We start from the raw sequence: 22537 nt of genomic DNA, 5'->3' as shown, positions 1-22537 counted from the left end.
GCCACATTTATGCGATTTCTAGTTGATAGTGTTGACGCAACTGATTTTTAAAGCTTTTGACCACGGCCAGACACTCTTTGAGCAGGTCGCGTTCAAGTGCGGTCAAAGTCGTTGGATCTACTTGCCGTGCATGCTTATCGTCGGTTGAGAGGGCCACAGATAAGCGCTGCGCCATAAAAAACTCTAGCGCTTCTAGTAAAGTATCGGCACGTTCTTGAGTCATAGCATCAACCTGTACCAGAGCCTTTAAACGCGCCTTGGTACTAGGCACATCGAGCACATTGTTTTCTAATGCTAAAGTGCGGATACCATGAACCAAGGGAAAGATACCAGCTTTTTTTAGGTCAATATCGGATGATGCTGATTTACCACCTAGTAAAGGTACAAACTTCTGCCACCATTGATTAACATCGCCAAACTGTAGCGCTGCCCGTGCAAACTGCCTGACAAACATAGGATCTGCTTGTTGATGAGCAAGTTCTAAGTGCTGACGTACTTGTGTGAGCAGTGACTCATCGCCGCAGACGTATTCACCATCTAGTATCGCAGACAAGTAAATACCATGCATCGGGTCAGAGTTCCTAAACCATAGGCCAATTTGCGCAGTGAATTGCTTGAGCGGTTGTCGCCACATAGGATTGGTCATCATGATATTACCATCACACAGTGGGTAGCCAAGCGTTGCTAAATGGCTATTAAAAGTATCAGCGAACTGTGCTAGGTCAGGATGCGTATAGCCATCACGAATGATGAGCGCATTGTCTTGATCGGTACGCATGATTTGCTCACCGCGCCCTTCTGAACCCATAACGATTAGGCAAGTATTGGCCATCACTTCATCAGGTACGATTAGCTGCCATAGTTTGGTAAATACCTGCGCATTTAGCGTCTGTACCATACGACTGATATTGCCGATTTTGACACCATTATGATGCTGTGCACGAATATAGCGACCGATCAGCTCAACAGCAGTATCTAGGCTCGATAGATCTTGTGCCTGTTCGATTTGAATACTAATCAGCTGTGAGTGATGGCCAATGTGCGCGAGCATATCACTTTGCCCAAGCACACCGACGACATCGCCACTCTTATCAATGACTGGCAGCCTATGAATACGATAGCGAGTCATGGTCAGCAGCGCATCGCCAATCTCATCACTGGCTTTGATCGTACGTAGATTAAAATTTGCATAGCGCTGGCAAGGGGTGATAGCTGGATCTTGTCTGTCACTCACCGCGCGGCAGATATCAGTATCGGTCAAAATCCCTAAAAGTAATCTTGTCTCATGTTGCGCTGTTTGTGAGCCACTTAAGCCATGTAGCGGTTGGACCAGTACATGTTTTAATCCAGCTTTGGTCATGATGCGGGCCGCTTCGTACAAGCTGTCATTGGCATCGACGATATGCACTGGCAACAGATGAATATCTATCACTGGTTGTAGCATGATCTGCTGTACTTCTTGTTGGTTGGTGTAGCTGGCAGGCTCTAGCGTTCTATTATGACGTCGCTGGCGCAATGCTTTTAATCGTTCAGGCAACTTGTCTGATAGCATTTGGCGTACCAGATGATTTTGCGCGCTGATTTTATCGATAGCAGTGCCAGAGACTTGGAGCAGTAACGTTTCTTCATTGGCGCGGAATTGATAGGGCTGTATAGGTGTACTTTCATGCTCTAGCTGATTATCCTTGGTAAGTGATTCAGGTAGGCGGCGGCTATCAAACCAATCATTATTGTTCAGACCGTCAGCATGATTGCTACCTACATAGGACGCGACAAACTCACCATCTAGTGATTGCTCGATTTGCCCTTTGATGACCACATATAGACATTGCAGTTCTTCTGCAGGCAAGCTCTCGTTTTTGGCAAGGTAGCGTATTTGTGTGTTTTTTCTAATGCTTTGACGCTCGGCTAAGCTCAGTACGTCAAAGGGCGGTTGGCTAAAGTCAAGATGGGGCACGGCATCATCCTTGATGGCATATTTTCGGTAGAGACTTTACTATAGCATTAATAAAACAAAAAGCCTCCAATAACCCTATTTATATTGTGGTTATTGGAGGCTTTTTGCTACTGCGACATTTATTCCAGCTACATTAGATTTTTCTAATTAGCTTTAAGCACCTAACAATTGGCGGATACGACTGATTGCTTCTCGGCTCTCATCGACACTCGCGACCAGAGCGATACGCACATAACCTTGTCCAGGATTATGACCATCAACTTCACGTGACAAATAACGTCCTGCCAATGCATGAATATTGGCTTGCTCATACAGCGCTTTGACAAAGATTTCATCATCACCATCGAACTGCTCAGGCACTTTGACCCAAAAGTAAAACCCAGCATCAGGCATACGTAACTCTAGCAATTCCCCAAGCTCAGACATCCATAGGGCAAACTTTTCTTGGTATAGCGCGCGATTATGAGCGACGTGTTTTTCGTCTTGCCACGCAGCGATAGAGGCGAGCTGATGTGGTATCGGCATCGCACAACCTTGGTAAGTACGATATTGCAAATAAGCCTGCAAAATTTTGGCATCACCAGCCACAAATCCAGAGCGCAAACCCGGTAGGTTTGAACGTTTGGATAGAGAGTGGAACACGATACAGTTTTTGAAATCACGGCGACCAAGGGCCGCACAGGCTTGGAGCAATCCAATCGGAGCTGTATCAAAATACAGTTCGCTATAACACTCGTCACTGGCAATAATAAAACCGTACTGATCTGACAGACGAATGAGGTATTCCCAATCATCCATTGTCATGACCGCGCCTGTTGGATTGTTTGGGCTACAGACAAACAAGAGCTGTGTGCGCATCCAAACGTCTTTTGGTACCGCGCGATAGTCACCTTTGTAGTCATTATCTGATGTACAAGGGACAAAGTAAGGTGTTGCCTGTGCCAGTATCGCTGCGCCTTCATATATCTGATAAAACGGGTTGGGCATGACAACCGTAGGCGATGTGTTAGACGCTGGAGCATTGCTCTTTTTGTCAGCTACATCATGATCAACGACTGCTTGTACGAAGCTAAAAATCGCTTCACGCGTACCCATCACGGGTAATACTTGAGTATTGGCATCGACGTGATTTAGAAAAAACCGCTTCTCTAACCAGTGGGCGATGGTTTGGCGCAGCTCAAACATACCGTTTGTTGTTGGATAACGACTTATTTTGTCCAAGTTTTCGCGTAGGACGTCCAGCACAAATGCAGGAGGCTCATGTTTTGGCTCACCAATACCGAGCTTTATTTCACTGTAACCGTTGGCAGGCTTGCTATCGGCAAGCAAGGTTGCCATCTTTGCGAATGGATAAGGATGGAGATGCTTTAAGTTGTGATTCATAAGTGTGATAACTATAATAGACAATTAATAATAAAGTTATAAAGAAAATTTACATTAGAGCAGTGTAGCACTTCTCTAATTTTTTGTCCTTTTCTTCTTATATCGTGAATAGGTATTTACCAAGCGTAAGCTATTCATTGTATGACTACCAAATAGGTAGTCGCCAAAAAGTCTTTTGAACCTTTCATAATTTATAACCTATAACAAAATAAAGAATGACTACATCACAAACGTGGTAGATCGTTTTAAGGATAGTTTGATATGTCTAGTGTGCTAAATAATGATGATCTCATCGCTAAAGATATCAATGATGAAAAACTTGATAACAGTTTGCAGCGTTCTAACCTGTATAAGCTGCTCAAAGAGCGTGAACAGAGCTGGTGGCAAGCGCGCCAGCAACTGATCGAGCGTCAAGAAAAGAAAATGTTTTGGTATGGTGAAAACAGCCTAATTATGTGGCTGTTGTGGCAATTAGTCGGCTACGTGGTAGTGGCAATGGCCTTGATGCTGCTCAATAATATATTCGGTATCTCATTACCGCTATGGCAATACGTCTCTTTATTTGTGATACAGACCATATTTTTTGTCAGCGCACTTGCTGCTAAAGGCCAATTGGAAAACAAACTCCAGCGCAAAATAGACAACGACGAGCTAATGCGCGAAGAGGCGCTCAATGAGATGATTATTCTGGCAGAGGATAGCCTATATCCTGATGTACATGCCAAGTCGCCTATCTCTTTGGAAGCGTTAGATGATTATCTAGACGGACAGTTTCACCTAGCAAGCTTGCAATGCCTGCTACAAAAAGAAGTCGATGCTGGACGATTAATCATGGAGCAGCAGCCACCTGAAGTAGGTGTTTTGCCGCCAGATCTTGCTGACGATGAATTGAACGAACATGCTAGCGAGATAACTTATAGAAGTACGTTATAAAACGTACTTCTATGATGACTATCAGACTACTTTTGCTAGTTAATATTCAAAATAATGGCTAACCAAAACTATCTAGCCGTATCAAAAATATATTACGCTATTATGCTCTTTCTGAACGGTAAGACTGGCTAATAGCGCTTCCTTTAATGCTTCCAGTCTATCAGGTGAGAGTGGCTTATCGTTTTGATCACTGATATAAAACATATCCTCAGCACGCTCACCTAGAGTAGTAATACGCGCAGCATGTACTTCGATTTGCTCTTGCAAGAAAACTTGCCCAACTCGCGCCAATAGCCCTGGCTGATCAAGCGTTTCTAAGCTCATGATGTGCTGGCCTGATGCTTCATTGAACTCAAAGTTAATCACCGTTTTCACTTCAAAGTGTCTTAATTGACGCGGCATACGCTTGTTCGTCAGTTTAAGTACAGTAGGGTCTTTGAACGAATCAATTAAGCGTTGTTTTAGCTCTTGTTGGCTCTCCTCATCGACCAGCAATGTGCCACTAGGATCTAGCAATACATAAGAATCCAAAGCAAAGTCACGGGTCGCTGTGATAATACGTGCATCTAAAACATCAAGATTCATCTGATCAAACACTGCCATGGTAACGGCAAATAGGTTCATCTGATCTTGGGTATAAACAAATACCTGTACTGCATCAAGTGCCAATTCGCGATGTTCACGCAAAACGACCAACGGTGGACTATCAGCATTAGAGGCCAATCCAATCGGTGGGTGATTCAAAATAGCTTCAGTATGCCATAAGATATCTTCTGCAATTTCTCGCAAGAAATACTCATCGCCCAAGTCATCCCATAGACGCAATACTTCATCGCGATTCATATGTTGGTTGTTGACATTATCTAGCATCGTCAACGCTTGCTTGCGTGTGGCACTAATCATATCTTGACGATTAGTGGGCGCATCGATATCAGCGCGCAAGATGCGCCGAGTTTGTGAGTATAGCTGTTTCATGAGGGTTGCCCGCCAGCTATTCCATAGCTGTGGGTTGGTCGCATTCATATCAGCCACCGTCAGTACATACAGATGGTTTAGATGAGTCACGTTACCGATGAGATCAGAGAAAATAGTCACCACTTCAGGGTCTGAGATATCTTTTTTCTGTGCAGTAATCGACATAAGAAGGTGATAGCGCGTGAGCCAGCCTACTAAGTTCGCATCCGCCAAGCTCATACCATGCGATAAACAAAACTCAATCGATTCAGTTTGACCAAGCTCACTATGGTCACCGCCACGGCCTTTAGCAATATCATGGAACATCGCTGCCAGTACCAAAATCTCTTTACGCTCGATACGCTGAAAGATAGAGCTGACTAGCGGAAAATCTTCTTGAAAGGCTGGATCTGTAAATCGATGCAAGATTCTAATCAAAAACAAGGTATGCGCATCTACTGTATAACGATGGAACAAGTCATATTGCATGAGGCCAGTAACTTGCGCAAAAGCAGGAATGTAGTTACCTAATACTCCATAGCGATTCATGGTACGTAGACGATGAAACAAGTAGTTCTGTTCTTTTAGATTCGATAAAAACAACGCTTTGTGAGTAGGATTGTCTCTATATATCTGATCGATGCCGCGTGCGGCAATTTTGAGTGCGCGCAAAGTATGGGTACGAACTTTGTCGATGCCGTGCTGACCCATCAATAAAAACATCTCTAAGATAGACTCTGGGTGCTGTGCAAACACTCGATGATGCGCAATGGCAATCTGGTTGCCAATACGATTGAATCGCGCATTTATAGGCTGTTTTTTTGGACGTTCATCGTCAGGCAGCTGCGGCTCTATGATCGTTTCATAATAATGATTGGTCAGCATCTCAGACAGTGTTGATATCTGCATCGCACAGCGATAATAGTCGCGCATAAACCGTTCGACCGCAGCATTAGGCTGGTCATCAGGCTGGGTCTCGTAGCCCATTAGCTGAGCGATCTCACGCTGATAATCAAACAACAGCTTGTTTTCATTACGGCCAGTCAGTACATGTAAGTAATGACGAATTTGCCATAAGTAGCCTTCTGCAAAACTTAACTCATCAAATTCTTTTTCGGTCAAAAAGTTCTGTTGAACTAAATCATATAGCTTGCTCACGCGAAAATAACGCTTAGTGACCCAGCCGATGATATGGATATCACGTAGCCCACCTGGCGCTGTTTTGATATTGGGCTCAAGGTTGTACTCGGTGGCATTGTGCTGCAAGTAACGCGCTTTGGACTCTTCCATTTTTACATCAAAAAATGCGCGCGGAGACCACTGTTTATTGACGATTTGAGCGGGCATGTCTTGCAATGCTTCATTACCAATTAGGAGTCGAGCCTCTAGCTGAGCACTGGCAATCGTATGATCAAGCGCGGCCTCTAGCGCATCATTGACACTACGTACAGAGAGCGCAGGCTCTAGTCCTATATCCCATAGTAGAGCGACCAGTTTGTCAATTTTACTACTGGCATCAGCACCTATTTCACCAGGAGACAGTAGCAAAATATCGATGTCTGAATAAAGCGATAGCTCACCGCGCCCGTAACCACCAGTCGCAAAAAACGCCAAATCAGTCTTATCCAACTCAAACCATTTGAATAATGCAATCAATAGGCTGTCGATAGCGCAAGCACGTGCTGCAACCAGTTGGCGAATATTAGTACCACGTTCTAGTGAGCGGCTGATATCGTCGTTGATTTGTGCCAACCATTCAGGAATGCCAAGTAGATTCTTGTCTGTCACATTTTTGGCTGACAGTGGGGATGAGTCTGTCGCCACCTCACTTGGTAGTATCGGTAAAGGCGTCAAATCAACAGAGGCGATATCACAATTAAACATGAGTGTTATCCAGTTAAGAGTTTAGAAATAGAACGTTTGAGCTGAGCGCTATTGGGCATCTAATATGACGATGGCTAATAAAAGTCACGAATAGCATGTATCAATAAAAGTGCTGATAAATATATCAATAGAAGTTATCAGGTCATCTGAGTATAAAGACAAAGCGCCTATAAGCACAATACTCAATATGCCCTAATTAAAGACCAAAAAAAAGACCGCCTAAGCGATCTTTGATTGTACTACTGCGTCAAAAAACTTAAATCTTCTTCGGGGCGAGTGGTAAATACCTCACAGCCATTGTCTGTTACGACCATGGTGTGCTCCCATTGAGCAGACAATTTACGGTCTTTAGTAATCGCCGTCCACTCATCAGGTAAAATCTTAGTCTGCCACGTGCCTTGGTTAATCATAGGCTCGATGGTAAACGTCATGCCTGTTTTTAGCTCAAAACCAGTGCCTTTTTTGCCATAGTGCATGACTTGTGGCTCGTGGTGGAATTCATCACTGATACCATGACCACAGAACTCGCGAACGATACTAAAGCGCTCAGGCTCGACAACGGCCTGAATAGCAGCGCCAACATCACCTAGGCGTGCACCGTTCTTGACCACGCTCATACCTGCGTAAAGGGCATCTTGCGCCACTTTGCAAATACGCTGTGCCATGATAGAGCCGTTGCCGACGATCCACATTTTTGAGGTATCGCCATAGTAACCGTCTTTGATAACAGTCACATCGATGTTGATAATATCCCCATCTTTTAGCAGCTTGCTTTCAGTTGGGATACCGTGACAGACAACATGGTTGACTGAGGTACAGATAGATTTTGGAAAACCATTATAGTTAAGTGGGGCAGGGATAGCCTGCTGCACATTAACAATATAGTCATGGGCGATCTGATTGAGTGCTTCGGTACTGACGCCCACTTTGACATGCTCGTCGAGCATGACAAGGACATCACTAGCGAGTTTACCGGCCACACGCATTTTTTCTATGGCTTCTGGAGACTGGATAAGGGATTTTTTAGTCATCATCGTATATCTTATAATTATGGGTTCATTGTGGATAGATTATACCATAAACGTACTAGTGACACTTTTACGTTAAGTGATAGTGTACCTATCATTATCATTGAAAATAATTGCTTTACAGCTTGGTAAGGGCTTATATGACTCATTAGTCAGACTAATATATTCATATTTTGACAAATTAGTTGAATGTTGCAGGATATATAAGTAATGTAATTTTGCCTGCTAACGGAATTAGCAGCAATTTTTACTGTAGTTGTGCAGTAAAAATAACCAAATCAATGATAACAAGGATGTTGTTATGACGCTTTCTTTGTACATTCGTGCAGCTCTCACACCAAAGACATTGTTACCAATACTGGGTTCAATCAGTGCTGGTGTGCTTCTAATGACCATGCAAACCACTTCTGCTCAAGCTGCAGGACAATACTATAATTGTGCCAATGCTAACGGTTGCAAGTTGGTGGACAGTAAATATTTCACTTCTAGTTACACTAAAACTCAATATCCGGTCGTCTTAGCACACGGGCTTGGCGGCTTCACAACGCTATTTGGAGTCATTGACTATTTTAACGGTATTCCAGAAGACTTGATGAAAGGTGGCTCAGAGGTATATACCACCAAAACGTCAGCGGTCAATAACAGCGAAGTTCGAGGTGAGCAACTGCTACAACAGGTCAAGACCATTGCCGCGATTTCAGGTGAGTCTAAAGTTAATTTGTTTGGACACAGTCAGGGCGGTATAGATATCCGTTATGTCGCTGGCGTCGCGCCAAAGTACGTGGCTTCAGTAACCGCGGTATCAAGCCCAGAGCAAGGATCAAAAACCGCTGATTTTGTTAAAGATGTCCTTGAGCCAAATAATACTTCTGGACAGCCATCTAATGTCACCACCCAGCTAGTATCAGGCGTGTTTAATCTGATCGGTGGCTTTACAGATATTGGTTCTGGTATCAGTTTCAATCAAATTCAACAACAAGATGGCTGGCAAGCGCTCGTGGCTCTATCGACCGATGGTGCTGCTAAGTTCAATGCCAAATTTCCTGCAGCAATGCCCAAAAACTACTGTGGTCAACCGACTAGTACGGTGGTCAATGGCATCAAATACTATTCGTTTAGTGGCGTTGGGCAAATAACGAGCGCACTTGATCCTAGCGATTATCTATTAGCCGCAACGGGCGTACCGTTTGCAGGTGAGTCTAACGATGGATTGGTATCTGCTTGCTCAAGTCGTCTTGGCTATGTGATTCGTGATAATTATAGAATGAACCATTTGGATTCCGCTGATCAAGTCTTGGGTCTGACGGCATGGGGAGAGTCTGAGCCAAAATCTATCTATCGTACTCAGGTAAACCGTCTGAAAAACGCCAACCTATAAGCTGAACTACAAAACAAGAATGCTCATTAATTGAGAAATATCGTTTATGTCAAATAACCGCCGTCCAACCTATGCAACAATTGCTATCATCGCTGTGGTTATCATTGCCACAGCGGCGGTTATTTTGTGGTTCAAGCCTAGTAATGATGTAAATTCAGCTTCAATCAAACCGTCCGTCTCCGATAATGAGACTAACGAATCAGTGACAACTGAGTTGGCTGCGGAACAAGTCGTGAAAGCTACAACGCCACCCAGCCAGTCTCAATTTGTCACAGGATTAGAAAATTTACCACGCTCATTAAAGGGTACCCAGATTGATGGTGAAATCATCATCGATGAAAATAAACAGTTGGTCGTCACTGAAGGTCTGCGGCGTTTGTTTGATTATTTTCTATCAGCCCTAGGTGAGGAAGAGGAAGCGGTTATATTTGCCCGTGTGGAGAGTTATATTCGCCATCACACACCAGAGCCTGCCGCTAGCCAAGCGGTCACTATTTTTAATCAATATGTTGCTTACCTTAAAGCACTTCCTGAGATAGAGAAGCGCTACGGCAATCTGCAATTACAGGCGACCAAAAGTGGTGAGCTAGATTTGAACGCAGTTGCCCAACAAAAACAAGACATCGCTAATCTACGTCAGCAGTACTTTGATAAGCAAACTATTACAGCATTTTTTGGCGCAGAGGATGATTACGATAGTTATAGTATAGAGATGGTCAGAATTGACCAAAATAAGCAAATGTCTGACGCACAGAAACAAGCTGCCCGTCAGGACTATATTAGTCGATTGCCAGAGAATGCTACTAAAAGCAATATCATGCAACAAGCCAATATTAGCGAGTTGATGACTCGCACTGAACAGATGAAAGCTCGCGGTGCAACGCCCGAGGAGTTATATAATATGCGCCGAGAGCTAGTAGGCGCACCAGCAGCAGAAAGGCTGGCACAAGTAGATCAAGAAGACGCTAATTTTGACCAACGCTTCACCCAGTATGAAACTCAAAAAAATCGCTTATTAATCCAAGGTGTCGATGCCGCCCAAGCGCAAATTCAAATCAATCAGCTTGAACAGCAATTATTTAATGATACTGAGCGTAAGCGTCTGGATGGCTATGCGGCATTGCAACGACAGCAAGCTGCCAATAATCCATAATTACTGTCACTAGCTATCATCAATAGTTATCGTCAATAACAATCAATAACAATCAATAACAATCAATAACAATCAATAACCATCGTTGATACGGATGGACAGAGTGAGCAAAATTATAGTTAGCAGCTCATTTAGGTACTGGCAAGAGCAAGTAGCTAGATATTTGCAAAGTAGTACAAAACGTATTCCGAATAACTACCCAGTTTATGATGACACCTTCCTGTGAGTTATGCACAATAATGTCATTGTTTAGAGCATTAAATAAAACAATAAATGAATCATAATAAGTCCGAGCTTTTACTATGTTTATTAGAGCTTATCGTTTGTCTATTAGCGCTGAGGGCTCAAGCAGATAGTGTGTTTAGTAAAAGTATCGGGTGTAATAAAGCGAGGAGTTGAAATGAAGAACATGACTAAAGTAATGATGGCCGCGACATTGGCAGTTGGTACACTTGCTGCGGGTTGCCAGACGACGAGTTTACCTGCGCCAGTTAACCAACCAATCACTGCAGATATCTTGCAAGCGCACAACTGGCAGCTCGTTGATGCCAAACGTAGCAATGGTGATAAAGTAACGCAGCTATTTTTTGACCCAGCCAAGCCATTAACTTTAAATTTTATGAATGATAACGGTAGAGATTACGTGGCATTTATGAATACCTGTAATAGCATGGGCGCTGGATATAGCGTTGCAAATGGTGAAGTCGAGATTAAAAACGGCATCAGTACTATGATGGCATGTCCTGAACCGCAAGCTAGCTTTGATACTGCTGCCTTAGCTACTGTAAAAGGTAAATATAGCCTTAGTAAGAATGCCAACAATGTGCCTATTTTGACTATTAAAAATAATGATCAAGTCGCTTATTTTAAAGCCGTTGCGAAGTAGCTTAATAATTGAGTAAACAGTTTGACTGGTTCGTAAACTTAAACAATTGTAACTACTTTTCTAGAGTTGCTCGTCTGAAGTTACTTATTTAAAGTTACTTATTTAAAGTTACTTATTTAAAGTTACTTATTTAAAGTTACTTATTTAAAGCTACTCTTCTTGAAACGCAACATGCCTCGCTATCAAGTGGGGCATTTTTTTATCCAAAGTTTGACTCAGTTTAGGCTACACTAGAGCCATAACCCTATAATACCTTTGATATCGTAAGATATTATCTATGGCGTTGAGTCTGCAACAGTGACGATAGTTTTTTAATTATTCACAATACTTTTATCATTAGGATCTATTGGATACCGCGCTATGTTTGAAACCATAAAAGTCATTACTACGATAGCTATAGTTACCGTCCTCACTGGCTGTCAGACATTACCTAATACTTCAGTAAAAAAGCCAACCAGTACAGTCGAGACCAATCCGCTGACTGCACGTATGCCAGTTATTGATCGCCGAGGATACATTGCCTATGTAGAAGAGCAGGGCGCAGGTACGGCAAAAGTATCGACCCTCTATAGCATTCGTCCTGACGGTAGCGCTCGTCAGCTAATTGATCAGCTTAATGGCTATATCTATGCGCCAGCATGGTCGGCAGACGGACAACTGCTTGCCTATAGCAAACAAGCCCCGCGTGAGCATCCCAAAATTTATATTTATGATCGTAGTAGCAATACGCGCAACCTAGTGGTAAATGCTGAAGGCAGCAATATGTCAGCGTCATTTTCACCCGATGGTCAAGATTTGCTTTATAGCTCTACTGTCGGTGGTAATGCTGATATCTATAAGATGCGTCTGAGTGATGGTAATACCCAGCAGTTAACGACTCTGCCGAGTACAGAGGTACAGCCCAGTTATGCTGCCGATGGCAAGAGCTTTGTCTATACCAGTGATAAAGTCCGTGCTGGACGACCGCGAATTTATCGTTATGACTTCGCTACGGGCAATGCGACAACTGTATCAACAAATGGGTATGTGGCCAGTCCTCAGCTTAGCTTAGATGGTCAGCGTATGGCTTATCTAAATGGTCGCAAGGCGGCTGTCATGACCTTGATGACTGGGCAAGTGGTCAACTTGGCAGAAACAGGGCTTGATGAACCCGCACGTCTATCTCCCTCTGGCAATTATGCCGTCTATCCAACTCGCCGTTTGAATGTGGGCGGGCAAGTAGCAAGCCAAAATGGTGGTAGTCTAGTTATCCATTCGCTGTCAGGTAATATCAGCTATGCCATTAGCGGTCAAAATGGTGGAGTCGTACGCTCACCGATATGGGGTCGTTAGTGTATTAAACGCATATCGAAATTCTAATACTTAATTCAAAAATAAGATAAATCTGAGGATAAAAAAGTATGGCGCACAAAAAGAAGAATGTCCGCAAAAAACTTTGCCCTGTCTGCGAGCGCGAATTTAGTTGGACTAAGAAGCTTGATAAAAACTGGGAGAGCATGGTCTATTGCTCAGACCAATGTCGCCGTGTTAAAAAGTACGAAGGACTGGATCATCAAAAGTAAGATGTCACCACAATACAAATAGTTAGAAGTAGATGGGAGCAAATAATGGCACATAAAAAAGTAAATCTACCGCAAAAAACTTGCCCCATCTGCCAACGCCCATTTACGTGGCGTAAAAAGTGGGAGAAGGATTGGGAGCAGGTGATTTATTGTTCTGAGCGGTGTCGGCGGGGTAAAGTGAAAAGTGATTAACCCAAATTAAAAAACTCAGCCCATCAATGGATAAGCTGAACTTTATTTATATGCTTTTATTTTTCTAGGGTTGTTTGATAGTTACTGACGATCAAAAACTACCGTTTCACCATCGTCATTTTGTACTTCCATCTGATCTTCATAGCCGTTAAAGGTGAGTGTGTTACCCACGACTTTAACGTTCATCTGATAAAAAAATGATAAATCACCATCACCATCGCTATACAGTGATTGTCCAAGAGTAAATAGATCATTGTTACCTAAAGTATAGAGATTCCATTCCATACCAGAGGGTGATACAGTATCATCGTCAAAAGGCGGCTTTTCATCCACTTCGATATGGAAAAAAGTCTGATTATCTAAGAATCCGACCAATACAAGCTCGTCATCTAACTGACCTGCTTGTGCCTTCCAGATACCTAACTCATTTTCGGACTTGGCTTTAACGAATGTAAAGGACTCATTATCGTCTATGATCTTATTGTCGTTATCGTCTACACCTAACGTCAGTGTATCACCAGAGACTTGCACCGTTCTTAGCACATCATCTGACAAACCAGAATCGTCGTTAGCGTCATAAATAATTTTATCAATGACCAATTCATCATTGGCTTTTAAAGAGTATTTACCCCACTCAATACCATTGTCTTCATTTCTTGATGAAGTAGGGCCAGTCACTTGGGTTTGTACATAAGTGCCATCGTCTAAAAAGGATAAGCTTACTAGCTCTTCGTTACCCTGCTTCATTTGCCACAGCCCTGAGAGCATTTTGGAGTCTACAACGGTACTAGACCCGTTTCTTGAGAACATAAACTTCTCGTTATCGTCTATTACCCCGTTTTGATTGTTATCAACCTCAATGGTAAGATCGGTGTCACCAGTCACACGCGCGTAACGGGTACGCGATTCTGATAATCCAACTCCATCATTGTCGTCATAAAACTGTGTGGTTGTTAACGCTTTAGTCGTAGTGTTGATAGCATAAGTACCCCATTCCATGCCATTTTCGGGATTGCTGGTTAAACCAGTGTCATCCACTTGCACATAGATATAAGTATTGTTTTCTAAGAAAGCCACTCCGACTAGTTCATCTTCATCGGCATTATCAAAGCTCCAAGATCCTAAGATGCCTTCAGGTTTGACCTCTGAGAATCTGTAGATTTCATTACTATCAATGATACCATTGTCGTTTTCATCGACTTCGAGGATAAGCTTGCCATTCACTACTTTAGCAGAGGGATTGGGAGCGTCTGATAATCCAGCGTTACCGTTCTTGTCAAAAATAGGTGTAGCGGTGAGTTTACCTGTTTTACTATCAATGCTATACGTTCCTGACTCCATACCATTTTCAGGGTCACTCTTTGAGCGACTGGCATTGACTTGAGTCTGTACATAATTACCGTCATCTGTAAAGACAATCACTGATAAGTCGTTACCAGCATCGTCGCTACTCCACATTCCAACGATTTCGGTATCGATATCCGGCTGATCAGGTTGTGTGATATCTGGTTGATCAGGCGGCGATGTTGGTGATTCATCAGAATCAGAGTCTTCACCACATCCTTGTAAAATGAGTGCAGTTGTTATGGCTAATAGTGCTAGTTTAAATGATTTCATTTTTATCGCTCCTTGATTTAAAAGATAAAATCTTACTTAGCTCAAATATCAGTGCCCCACACCCCCTTATTATTATATTTTAAATAAAGAATATATAAATTGTTATTTACGAATATATCAAACATTTTTTGGTTAATCCAATCCAAAAAGTATTTTTTAAATGAGTGAAATAGGAAAGTTGGTTATCAAAGGAGTGGGACACGAAAGAAAAAGGGAATTATTAAAACTAAATTGGTTAGCGAAATCCTACAAGTAGGACTGATTGAGAGAGCTTTCTGTTTTGGATATTCATAGGTGTGAGATAGTGAGTGGTAATAATATATATTTAGAAGGTATAAAATATACACAATAAAATACCATCACTTTTTCTACTACATTTTTTATGGCATGAAATAGATAGAGGAGATGGTATATTTAAATTCTATAGCTACATGTATTTTTCAGAAAATCATTGCATAATAAATCATCTAGTTTTATAGATTCGAATTTAACCGCTTCTCAGCCGTTTTCATGTCCCAGTCTTTACGCGACATATAATTCTCTAACTGATCGCAGCTTGTCTTACCGACATTGAAATGTTTACTCTTTGAATGCAAATAAGAGAAACTATGGCTTACTTAGCATCTCTTTTAGCAAAAATATTCGCAACCAACGCGCCACTAAAGTTATGCCAGACACTAAATATCGCACTAGGTAAGGCCGCGACAGGATTGAAATAAGTTGCCGCAAGGGCAGCGCCCAGACCAGAGTTTTGCATGCCTACCTCTACCATAATGGCGCGGCGTTGTTTCTCCGTAAAGCCGGACAAACGAGCGATTACATATCCTAAGGTATAACCCATCATATTATGTAAGGCAACCACGATAAATACGATAGCACCGCTGTCTAGAATAGTCGCTTTAGATACTGCCACCACTGCCGCTATAATAATAGAGATACCCAATACCGACACCATCGGTAATACCTCGGTGACGAACTCGATCTTTTTACCCAGAAACTTATGAAAGATAACACCCAGTAATATGGGCAAGATAACGATTTTCGTAATGGTCATCATCATACTGGCTAGGTCGATGTCGATCAGCTGACCAGCAAACACATTTAATAGAATCGGGGTCAGAAAAGGCGCAAGCAGGGTAGAGATAGAGGTAATCGCCACACTCAATGCCACATCACCTTTGGCTAAGAACGTAATCACATTACTAGAAGTACCACCCGGGCAACAACCTACCAAGATAACACCGACTGCGATTAAAGGATCAAGGTTGAAGATGACCGTTAATAGGTAAGCGATCAAAGGCATGAGCGTGAACTGTGCTAATAGCCCTACCAGTACAGGCTTTGGTCGTTTGACAATTTCTAGGAAATCTTCCGTTTTGAGTGTCATGCCCATCCCAAACATAATGATGCCAAGTATGGGAACGATTAAAAAAGCCAACGAGGCAAAAAATTCAGGAAAAATAAATCCCAAAACAGCACTGACCAATGCCCAAATTGCAAAAGTTTTGCCAATCCAACTAGAAAGTAATGCAATCTGATTCATAGCCTATCTCACAAAGACAATAATAATAGAATAGACAATAATCTAGCATGGTTATTGTTAGCAAATGATGAAAGTATTTTGCTATGAACGTAGCGATAAGTTTGCTGATGGTGGGCAAAATAGACTGCCATAAAAAATGGCTTACCCATATTAAATGAGTAAGCCAAAAAATAACTATCAGATTTCTATCACTTGATTAGCCAATCGACTATAAATTTGGATTTAACCACTTCTCAGCTGTTTTCATATCCCAGCCTTTACGCTCAGCATAACTCTCTAACTGATCACGACTGATTTTTCCGACGTTGAAGTATTCACTGTCAGGATGTGAATAGTAGAATCCGCTGACCGATGACGCAGGCCACATCGCATAGCTTTCAGTCAAAGTCGTACCGATCGCATCTACTGTACCAAGCCAGTCAAACAATTTGCCTTTTTCGGTATGCTCAGGACAGGCAGGGTAGCCAGGTGCAGGGCGGATGCCGACATATTTCTCTTTAATCATCTCATCATTGGTGAGTGACTCGGTCGGCTGATAGCCCCAATATTCTTTACGAATTAGCTCATGTAGATGTTCGGCGAATGCTTCGGCTAAACGGTCAGACAGCGCCTGTACCATAATGGCATTATAGTCATCGCCTGCTGTTTTGTATTGCTCAGCGAGTGCTTCTGTACCGACGATTGAGACGGTAAAGCCGCCCAAGTGATCGGTATGCGTCTCTGATGGCGAGATAAAGTCTGCCAAGCTAAAGTTTGGCTTACCACTTGCCTTGTCGCTTTGCTGGCGTAAGTGTTCAAACTGATAGGTTGGGTTGCCGCCATCAGCAGGCGCATCGTCATACACAGTCACAGTATCTGCGCCAGTACGGCGCGCGGGCATCAGTTTAAACACCCCTTTGGCTACGATTGATTTCTCATCAATCATCTTTTGTAGTAGCTCTTCTGCATTTTCAAATAGATCGCGAGCCGCTTCACCAACCACATCATCTTGCAATATTTTCGGGTATTTACCAGTCAAACCCCAAGAGATAAAGAACGGTGTCCAGTCAATATAAGGTAGCAGATTCGCGATTGGATAGTCATCCAATATCACTTGTCCTAGTTTATTTGGCACTGGTGGCACATAGGTTTCCCAATCATACTGAAAGCCAATCTTGACTGATTCGGCATAGGTGACTTTGGCAGCTTTTGGTTGACGCTTAGCCAGACGCTCACGCACTTTGACATACTCTTCGCGTGTCTCATCGATGAGCGCTTGACGGTGTTCTTTTGATAGTAATTTGGTCACCACACCGACTGAGCGCGAAGCATCCGATACATAGATGACGCCATCGTTTTGATATTGCGGCTCGACCTTGACGGCAGTATGCGCTTTCGACGTCGTTGCACCGCCGATCATCAATGGTAGTGTCATGCCGCGCTCTTGCATTTGCTTGGCGACATAGACCATCTCATCGAGACTTGGGGTAATCAGACCAGACAGACCGATGATATCAACTTTTTCTGCGATGGCAGTATCGAGGATTTTTTCACATGGCACCATGACGCCCAAATCGACGATATCATAGCCGTTACAGCCGAGTACCACACCGACGATATTTTTACCGATATCATGGACGTCGCCTTTGACGGTTGCCATTAGGATTTTACCTTTGACTTCGCCTTCGATTTTTTCCGCTTCGATATACGGGTTTAGCCATGCGACCGATTGCTTCATTACACGGGCAGATTTTACGACTTGCGGTAGGAACATTTTACCCGCACCGAATAGGTCACCGACGATATTCATACCGTCCATCAGTGGCCCTTCAATGACTTCTAGCGGTTTAGGATACTTCTCCCACGCTTCTTTGGTATCCGCTTCGATAAAGGTGGTCACGCCTTTGACCAGTGCGTGGGCGATACGTTCTTCTACCGTACCTTCGCGCCAGCTCATATCGACGGTACTGTCTTTTTTCTTACCGCCATCTTGGTAGTTTTCAGCGACCGTCATCAGGCGCTCAGTCGCATCTTGACCAGTTTCACCTTGATTGCGATTGAGCATGACGTCTTCGATAGCGTCACGGGCTTCTTTTGGAATATCATCGTACAGCTCAAGCATGGCTGGGTTGACGATACCCATGGTCAGGCCGTTTTTGATCGCGTGGTATAAGAATACGGAGTTGATCGCTTCACGGATTGGGTTACCACGGAAACTAAACGATACGTTGGATACGCCGCCTGAGACCATCGCGTTCGGTAGGTTCTCCGTAATCCAGCGCGTGGCATTGATAAAGTCAGCACCGTAGTTATTATGTTCGGTGATACCCGTGGCAACGGCAAAGATATTTGGGTCAAAGATAATGTCCTCGCTAGGGAAGCCCACTTCGTTGACCAGTACGTCATAGCTGCGCTTAGATATCTCAATCTTGCGCTCGTAAGTGTCAGCCTGTCCGTCTTCATCGAATGCCATAACGATAATCGCAGCACCATAACGCATACATAATTTGGCACGCTCAACGAACTCAGCATGACCTTCTTTTAGCGAGATAGAGTTAACGACAGATTTACCCTGCGTACGCTTTAGACCTTCTTCGATAATGTCCCATTTAGACGAGTCAATCATCAGTGGTACACGGCTGATATCTGGTTCGCCTGAAACCAAGTTGACGAAGTGAATCATCGCTTGCTTGGAGTCGAGCATGCCTTCGTCCATATTGATATCGACGATTTGCGCGCCGCCCTCGACCTGATCACGCGCGACATCGAGTGCTTCGGTATAGGCTTCGGTTTTAATCAAGCGTAGGAATTTTTTGGAGCCTGTGACGTTGGTACGCTCACCAACATTGACGAACAAGCTATCAGAATTGATGGTAAATGGCTCTAGACCTGATAGTCGGCAGGCAGGCGCTATCTCAGGAATAACACGCGGTGGATAATTCGCCACGACTTTAGCAATTTGACGGATATGCTCAGGCGTCGTACCACAGCAGCCGCCCACGATATTTAGGATACCTGCTTTGGCAAACCCTTCGAGTAGGGCAGCTGTTTCTTCAGCGGTTTCGTCATACTCACCAAACTCATTGGGCAGACCAGCGTTTGGATGCGCAGAGACAAAGGTATCAGCGATATTTGACAATGTCTGAATATGTGGGCGCAGCGCATCAGCACCTAGCGCACAGTTAAAGCCAACCGATAATGGCTTGGCATGGCGGATAGAGTTATAAAACGCTTCAGCCGTTTGACCTGATAGCGTGCGACCTGACGCGTCGGTAATCGTACCTGAAATCATGATTGGCAACTCAAAGCCAATATCATCGAATACACCAGTGATTGCAAATATCGCCGCTTTGGCATTGAGCGTATCAAAGATCGTCTCAATCAAAATAATATCGACACCGCCTTCTATCAGGCACAAGGTCGCTTCACGGTAGTTGAGTACCAACTCATCAAAGGTAATATTACGAAACGCAGGATCATTGACATCAGGCGATAGCGAGCACGTACGTGACGTCGGACCCACAACACCCGCAACGAAGCGCGGTTTCTCAGGCGTTTTTGCGGTAAATTCATCCGCCGCTTCTCGAGCAATCTTGGCCGCTGTCCTATTTAGTTCTGGCACTAGATACTGCATATCATAGTCAGCCATCGACAGACGCGTACCATTAAAGGTATTGGTCTCGATGATATCAGCGCCCGCTAGCAGATGATCGTGATGAATGTCTTTAATCATGTGCGGCTGAGTCAGTACCAGCAGGTCGTTGTTGCCGCGTACATCTTGGTCGATATCAGCAAAACGCTCACCACGATAATCCGTTTCTTCTAGTTTATAGGTCTGAATCTGCGTACCCATCGCACCGTCTAACATCAAAATGCGTGATGCCATCTGCTCAGTGATACGGGCACGAGCAGTTAGCTGCTGTTCTTTAAAAGGAAATACAGCAGGCGGCGTTAATATAAAGTCATTAGCGGATGAGGAGTTAGAGGCGGTATCGGTATGAGAATCGGTTGGTGAGGTCGTCGTTGGAATCATAGGTGTGCTGCTTATATCGTAATTATTAAAAAAAGAAGGAATAACAAACCAGTAGCGTGCAGAGTCTCACGAAGAGGACCGCAAATTTGCATTATTTTAGCATGAAAAGTTTGCTACATAGGGATACTGCATATTCCTCTTTGGTAATAGATAAATAAGAGAAGAGCTAAGTAACAAAGCAAGGTATTAGAGTCTATTTCATAAAGCAGATACGCACAAATGAATATCATTTCGCTAGGGGCTTACATAAAGCTTTTCTTTTGCAAATGAAAGCCAACGGGAATGCTCAGAAGTCAGACAGAATTTACATCCATACCACAAAAAATTGCGCAAAGTCAGGTTGATAAAGATTGCTTACATGTTAATTTAATTTCAGAAATACAAGGTCTTAGTAAGTCCTACTTATAAATATAGGCTCATTTATTAGCAATAACTTGTATCAAAAGTATCGGTATTAGCAGTGCAGTACAGTGAGCAAATGGCATTAGCAGGCAGGATGATCTGTAAGACAGTAATATCATAGTTGAAACAATACCAACGTCAAAGAAATTCAAATCATTAAGGAAAATGTTATGAAACTTACTAAAATTGCCACCATCGGTACATTGGCCATCTCAATTGCAGGTCTAAGTGCTTGTAATAATATGATGCCAGCAAAGACGGGCGATATGAAAGCACCTATGCACAGTCAGAGTATGGCTAAGATGAATGTTGTACAAATTGCGCAAAGCAATCCTGATTTTTCAGTCTTGGTAGAAGCGGTACAAGCAGCAGGTCTAGTCGATATGTTGTCTGATCCTAACGCCCACTATACGGTGTTTGCACCGACCAATGCTGCCTTTATGCAAGCATTGCAAGAAACAGGCATGACCAAAGCGCAGTTATTTGCTAATAAGCCACTATTGACCAAAGTATTGGGTTATCACGTAGTCGCTGGTGATATGGCTATGTATGCCAAAGACGTAAAGCCTGGTAACGTCATGACCGCAAGCAAAGACACGCTGATGGTAACCAAAGAAGGCAAATTGATGGATGAGAATGGTCGCACAACGAACATTGTGAAGACTGATATCGCTGCCAACAATGGTGTCGTCCATGTAATCGATAGAGTATTGTTGCCTAAATAAGTATTAACTGAGGCATACCAACTGTATTTATTGCAAGACTAAGCAGCCATTGTTTGTGATGATTTCATTATCAGACAATGGCTGTTTTAGACTTTAGAGTTTTATCTATATAAATTCCTATTTAGGTTAGATTTTTAAAGTAAAAATCCGAAAATAGTTAATCGACAGCATTTTGTCTGAAAAATCGTAATAACTGATATGGGCCTTTCCCAAACTTTGTGTAACTGCTTATAATCCAATAACAGGAGAATAAGCAATGACTAAGCAAACTGACATCAAGAAACTGGCTGAGCAAATGGCTGGTAGCATGAATAGCTTTGATGACATCAAAGACTTTCAAAAGCAGCTCATGCAATCCTTTATCGATACTGCCCTTGAAGCTGAGATGGAAGACCATCTCGGCTACCCCAAACATGAAAAGGCGGATAAACCTAATAAGCGTAACGGGCACACTAAAAAGACCGTCCGTAGCGACACAGGCGAGCTTGAGATATCCACCCCAAGAGACCGTCATGGTGACTTTGAGCCTGTACTCGTTAGTAAGCATCAAACCCGTATCTCAGGTCTCGATGATAAAATCATATTCCTTTACGCCAAGGGTCAAACCACCACTGAGATCGTAGAGAGCATTAAAGAGCTCTACGATGTCGACATCTCAAGCTCTCTTGTCTCAAGAGTCACCGATAACATATTAGAGGACATCACTGCTTGGCAGAACCGGCCGCTGAGCAGTGTTTATCCTATCGTCTATCTAGACTGCATCGTCGTGAAGATACGTCAAGACAAGCAGATCATCAACAAAGCCATTTACTTAGCCCTAGGCGTTAACCTTAACGGTAAAAAAGAGCTGCTTGGTATGTGGCTCTCAGAAAATGAAGGCGCTAAGTTCTGGCTAGGTGTTCTTACCGAGCTTCAAAACCGTGGCGTA

16 protein-coding genes are annotated in these 22537 nt (G+C 43.2%); 9 read left to right on the top strand and 7 right to left on the bottom strand.

The window, feature by feature from the left end:
* Positions 1–7: 7 nt before the first annotated feature.
* Both CXF62_RS10405 and dapC read right to left on the bottom strand, forming a co-directional pair.
* On the bottom strand, positions 8–1957 hold the full coding sequence (locus CXF62_RS10405) for a DUF294 nucleotidyltransferase-like domain-containing protein (RefSeq protein ID WP_102094289.1): 1950 nt from the start codon (positions 1955–1957) through the stop codon (positions 8–10).
* A gap of 153 nt (positions 1958–2110) precedes the next feature.
* On the bottom strand, positions 2111–3340 hold the full coding sequence (gene dapC, locus CXF62_RS10400; protein WP_102094288.1) for a succinyldiaminopimelate transaminase: 1230 nt from the start codon (positions 3338–3340) through the stop codon (positions 2111–2113).
* A 261-nt stretch (positions 3341–3601) separates the two neighbouring features.
* Between dapC and CXF62_RS10395 the strand changes: the two genes are divergently transcribed.
* The gene (locus CXF62_RS10395; RefSeq protein WP_102094287.1) at positions 3602–4273 is read left to right on the top strand and encodes a hypothetical protein; all 672 of its coding nucleotides are present in this window, start codon (positions 3602–3604) and stop codon (positions 4271–4273) included.
* 81 nt (positions 4274–4354) lie between these two features.
* Here the strand turns inward: CXF62_RS10395 and glnD are convergent, their stop codons facing one another.
* Positions 4355–7111, bottom strand: coding sequence for a [protein-PII] uridylyltransferase (glnD, locus tag CXF62_RS10390; RefSeq protein WP_102094286.1), 2757 nt, complete (start codon positions 7109–7111; stop codon positions 4355–4357).
* 239 nt (positions 7112–7350) lie between these two features.
* Complete coding sequence (gene map, locus CXF62_RS10385) at positions 7351–8142, bottom strand: type I methionyl aminopeptidase (RefSeq protein ID WP_371548431.1); 792 nt, start codon at positions 8140–8142, stop codon at positions 7351–7353.
* A gap of 298 nt (positions 8143–8440) precedes the next feature.
* Here map and CXF62_RS10380 point away from each other — a divergent pair, with 298 nt between their 5' ends.
* The 6 genes from CXF62_RS10380 (at position 8441) to CXF62_RS10355 (ending at position 13310) form a co-directional block, all read left to right on the top strand.
* On the top strand, positions 8441–9517 hold the full coding sequence (locus CXF62_RS10380) for an esterase/lipase family protein (RefSeq protein WP_102094285.1): 1077 nt from the start codon (positions 8441–8443) through the stop codon (positions 9515–9517).
* Positions 9518–9563: 46 nt separating this feature from the next.
* Positions 9564–10670, top strand: coding sequence for a lipase secretion chaperone (locus CXF62_RS10375; protein ID WP_102094284.1), 1107 nt, complete (start codon positions 9564–9566; stop codon positions 10668–10670).
* Positions 10671–11070: 400 nt separating this feature from the next.
* Positions 11071–11556: an META domain-containing protein gene (locus CXF62_RS10370; RefSeq protein WP_102094283.1), complete on the top strand. Its 486-nt coding sequence runs from the start codon at positions 11071–11073 to the stop codon at positions 11554–11556.
* 360 nt (positions 11557–11916) lie between these two features.
* Entirely contained in the window at positions 11917–12888 is a 972-nt protein-coding gene (locus CXF62_RS10365; protein ID WP_102094282.1) for a PD40 domain-containing protein, read from the top strand.
* 68 nt (positions 12889–12956) lie between these two features.
* Positions 12957–13118 (top strand): DUF2256 domain-containing protein, encoded by a 162-nt coding sequence (locus tag CXF62_RS10360; RefSeq protein WP_082624551.1) that lies wholly within the window; start codon positions 12957–12959, stop codon positions 13116–13118.
* A gap of 45 nt (positions 13119–13163) precedes the next feature.
* Positions 13164–13310, top strand: a complete 147-nt coding sequence (locus CXF62_RS10355) for a DUF2256 domain-containing protein (protein WP_102094281.1) — start codon at positions 13164–13166, stop codon at positions 13308–13310.
* 81 nt (positions 13311–13391) lie between these two features.
* Here CXF62_RS10355 and CXF62_RS10350 read toward each other — a convergent pair whose 3' ends face one another.
* The 3 genes from CXF62_RS10350 to metH all read right to left on the bottom strand — a co-directional run bounded on the left by CXF62_RS10350 (position 13392) and on the right by metH (position 20335).
* A complete protein-coding gene (locus CXF62_RS10350; RefSeq protein WP_102094280.1) occupies positions 13392–14927 on the bottom strand; it encodes a hypothetical protein in 1536 nt (511 codons plus the stop codon).
* 613 nt (positions 14928–15540) lie between these two features.
* Positions 15541–16470: a bile acid:sodium symporter family protein gene (locus CXF62_RS10345; protein WP_101204954.1), complete on the bottom strand. Its 930-nt coding sequence runs from the start codon at positions 16468–16470 to the stop codon at positions 15541–15543.
* A 208-nt stretch (positions 16471–16678) separates the two neighbouring features.
* Positions 16679–20335, bottom strand: a complete 3657-nt coding sequence (gene metH / locus CXF62_RS10340) for a methionine synthase (RefSeq protein ID WP_371548439.1) — start codon at positions 20333–20335, stop codon at positions 16679–16681.
* A 719-nt stretch (positions 20336–21054) separates the two neighbouring features.
* Between metH and CXF62_RS10335 the strand changes: the two genes are divergently transcribed.
* Together CXF62_RS10335 and CXF62_RS10330 are read left to right on the top strand one after the other, a co-directional pair.
* Positions 21055–21609, top strand: a complete 555-nt coding sequence (locus CXF62_RS10335) for a fasciclin domain-containing protein (RefSeq protein ID WP_057758533.1) — start codon at positions 21055–21057, stop codon at positions 21607–21609.
* A gap of 256 nt (positions 21610–21865) precedes the next feature.
* Positions 21866–22537: IS256 family transposase (locus CXF62_RS10330; RefSeq protein WP_145990554.1), on the top strand; the 672-nt coding region annotated here is incomplete at its 3' end.

The organism is Psychrobacter sp. MES7-P7E, assembly GCF_002863645.1.
Taxonomy (GTDB): domain Bacteria; phylum Pseudomonadota; class Gammaproteobacteria; order Pseudomonadales; family Moraxellaceae; genus Psychrobacter.
Note: the sequence above shows the minus strand (reverse complement) of the source record. Positions and strands in the feature narration are given on the sequence as shown.

Bases quoted from the DNA above. Each gene is read 5' to 3' on its own strand.
- dapC (WP_102094288.1), bottom strand. From the start codon at position 3,340: ATGAATCACAACTTAAAGCATCTCCATCCTTATCCATTCGCAAAGATG.
- CXF62_RS10395 (WP_102094287.1), top strand. From the start codon at position 3,602: ATGTCTAGTGTGCTAAATAATGATGATCTCATCGCTAAAGATATCAAT.
- glnD (WP_102094286.1), bottom strand. From the start codon at position 7,111: ATGTTTAATTGTGATATCGCCTCTGTTGATTTGACGCCTTTACCGATA.
- map (WP_371548431.1), bottom strand. From the start codon at position 8,142: ATGACTAAAAAATCCCTTATCCAGTCTCCAGAAGCCATAGAAAAAATG.
- CXF62_RS10380 (WP_102094285.1), top strand. From the start codon at position 8,441: ATGACGCTTTCTTTGTACATTCGTGCAGCTCTCACACCAAAGACATTG.
- CXF62_RS10375 (WP_102094284.1), top strand. From the start codon at position 9,564: ATGTCAAATAACCGCCGTCCAACCTATGCAACAATTGCTATCATCGCT.
- CXF62_RS10370 (WP_102094283.1), top strand. From the start codon at position 11,071: ATGAAGAACATGACTAAAGTAATGATGGCCGCGACATTGGCAGTTGGT.
- CXF62_RS10365 (WP_102094282.1), top strand. From the start codon at position 11,917: ATGTTTGAAACCATAAAAGTCATTACTACGATAGCTATAGTTACCGTC.
- CXF62_RS10360 (WP_082624551.1), top strand. From the start codon at position 12,957: ATGGCGCACAAAAAGAAGAATGTCCGCAAAAAACTTTGCCCTGTCTGC.
- CXF62_RS10355 (WP_102094281.1), top strand. From the start codon at position 13,164: ATGGCACATAAAAAAGTAAATCTACCGCAAAAAACTTGCCCCATCTGC.
- CXF62_RS10350 (WP_102094280.1), bottom strand. From the start codon at position 14,927: ATGAAATCATTTAAACTAGCACTATTAGCCATAACAACTGCACTCATT.
- CXF62_RS10345 (WP_101204954.1), bottom strand. From the start codon at position 16,470: ATGAATCAGATTGCATTACTTTCTAGTTGGATTGGCAAAACTTTTGCA.
- metH (WP_371548439.1), bottom strand. From the start codon at position 20,335: ATGGCATCACGCATTTTGATGTTAGACGGTGCGATGGGTACGCAGATT.
- CXF62_RS10335 (WP_057758533.1), top strand. From the start codon at position 21,055: ATGAAACTTACTAAAATTGCCACCATCGGTACATTGGCCATCTCAATT.